The following is a 1,959-nucleotide window of genomic DNA, read 5'->3' as shown; positions in this document are numbered from 1 at the left end:
CATTTATTCTGTGCATGACGCAGATCAAATGTGGGAGCGAGCCTGCTCGCGATTGGGGGCAACGCGGTCTTGAGCCTTACTTCTCAGGCATCGGCATCGGAAACGGCATCACATTGCCGAACCCGGCACGGGCTTCGCTGATTTTCGGAGTGCCCAGCCGCTCCACCTCATCGATGCGCACAATCGAATGCATCGGCACAAAACTGCGCACCACGCCTTCGAACTGAGCCTTGAGCTTCTCTTCACTCGGATCGACGACCACCTGTGTGCGCTCGCCAAAGACGAATTCTTCCACTTCCAGAAAACCCCACAGATCACTTTGATAGATCTGCTTGGCGTACATTTCGAACACCTGGCCCTGGTTGAGGAAAATCACCTTGTAGATTGGAGCTTCACGTTTGGTCATGGTGGGCGGGCAACACATCGGGGGATAAAAAAGAGGGCGCGAACTATAGCATAGCCATCGGACGCACAGCGGTAGGAACCTGGGTTCATGTTCCCTATAATGCGCGGTTCTTCGAATCACGTGATGACACTATTCCATGGCCAAGAAGCTTTACATCGAAACCCACGGTTGCCAGATGAACGAGTACGACAGCTCGCGCATGGTCGATCTGCTGGGCGAACACCAGGCCCTGGAAGTCACCGCCCGTGCTGAAGATGCGGACGTGATTCTGCTCAACACCTGCTCGATCCGCGAGCGCGCCCAGGACCGTGTTTATTCACAACTGGGCCGCTGGCGCGAACTGAAACTGGCCAACCCCGACATGGTGATCGCCGTTGGCGGTTGCGTGGCCAGCCAGGAAGGCGCGGCCATTCGTGATCGCGCTCCCTATGTCGACGTGGTTTTTGGCCCGCAAACCCTGCACCGCCTGCCGGAGATGATCGACGCCGCGCGCATCAGCAAGTTGCCGCAGGTCGACGTTTCGTTCCCGGAAATCGAAAAATTCGACCACCTGCCCGAGCCTCGCATCGATGGCCCGAGCGCTTACGTGTCGGTGATGGAAGGTTGCAGCAAGTACTGCACGTTCTGCGTGGTGCCCTACACCCGCGGTGAAGAAGTCAGCCGGCCGTTCGACGATGTGATCGCCGAGATCATTCACCTGGCCGAAAACGGCGTACGTGAAGTGACACTGCTGGGCCAGAACGTAAACGGATATCGCGGCGCGACCCATGACGGACGCCTGGCGGACCTGGCCGAGCTGATCCGCGTGGTGGCAGCTGTCGATGGCATCGACCGCATCCGCTACACCACCTCGCATCCGTTGGAGTTCTCCGACAGCCTGATTCAGGCCCACGCCGATGTGCCAGAGCTGGTCAAACACCTGCACTTGCCGGTGCAATCGGGCTCGGATCGAATTCTCACCGCCATGAAGCGCAACCACACGGCCCTGGAGTACAAATCCAAGCTGCGTAAATTGCGTGCCGCCGTGCCGGGCATCTGCATCAGTTCGGACTTTATCGTCGGCTTCCCGGGCGAGACCGAGAAAGACTTCGAGCAGACCATGAAGCTGATTCAGGACGTCGGTTTCGACTTTTCCTACTCGTTCGTCTACAGCCAGCGCCCGGGCACACCAGCCGCCGATTTGGCCGATGACACGCCTGAAGAGTTGAAAAAAGAGCGTCTGAACGCCCTGCAACATCGCTTGAACCAACAGGGTTTCGAGATCAGCCGACAAATGGTTGGCTCGATCCAGCGCATTCTGGTCACCGATTATTCGAAAAAGGACCCCGGCGAACTGCAAGGCCGGACCGAGAATAACCGGATCGTCAACTTCCGCTGCGACAATCCAACCCTGATCGGCCAGTTCGCCGACGTGCACATCGATGCGGCTCAGCCGCATTCGCTGCGCGGTTCACTGATCCCGTAACACCGAAGATCCCCTGTGGGAGCGGGCTTGCTCGCGAAGAGGGCGTATCAGTTGGCATTGATGCATCTGACAGACCGCATTCGCGAGC

Annotated in this window: 2 protein-coding genes; one reads left to right on the top strand and one right to left on the bottom strand. The window is 58.2% G+C overall.

Annotation, left to right across the window (positions count from 1 at the left end; translation table 11 throughout):
- Window positions 1-76 precede the first annotated feature (76 nt).
- Complete coding sequence (locus tag ACRESJ_RS32070; protein ID WP_431761493.1) at window positions 77-406, bottom strand: DUF1820 family protein; 330 nt, start codon at window positions 404-406, stop codon at window positions 77-79.
- A 136-nt stretch (window positions 407-542) separates the two neighbouring features.
- On the opposite strand from ACRESJ_RS32070, the gene miaB reads away from it, so the two are divergent.
- Window positions 543-1,871, top strand: coding sequence for a tRNA (N6-isopentenyl adenosine(37)-C2)-methylthiotransferase MiaB (miaB, locus tag ACRESJ_RS32065; RefSeq protein WP_431761492.1), 1,329 nt, complete (start codon window positions 543-545; stop codon window positions 1,869-1,871).
- The last annotated feature ends 88 nt before the right edge of the window (window positions 1,872-1,959 follow it).

The sequence above is a fragment of the Pseudomonas sp. genome, from assembly GCF_050739655.1.
Lineage (GTDB): Bacteria > Pseudomonadota > Gammaproteobacteria > Pseudomonadales > Pseudomonadaceae > Aquipseudomonas.
This window is presented reverse-complemented; position numbering and strand designations above follow the sequence as displayed.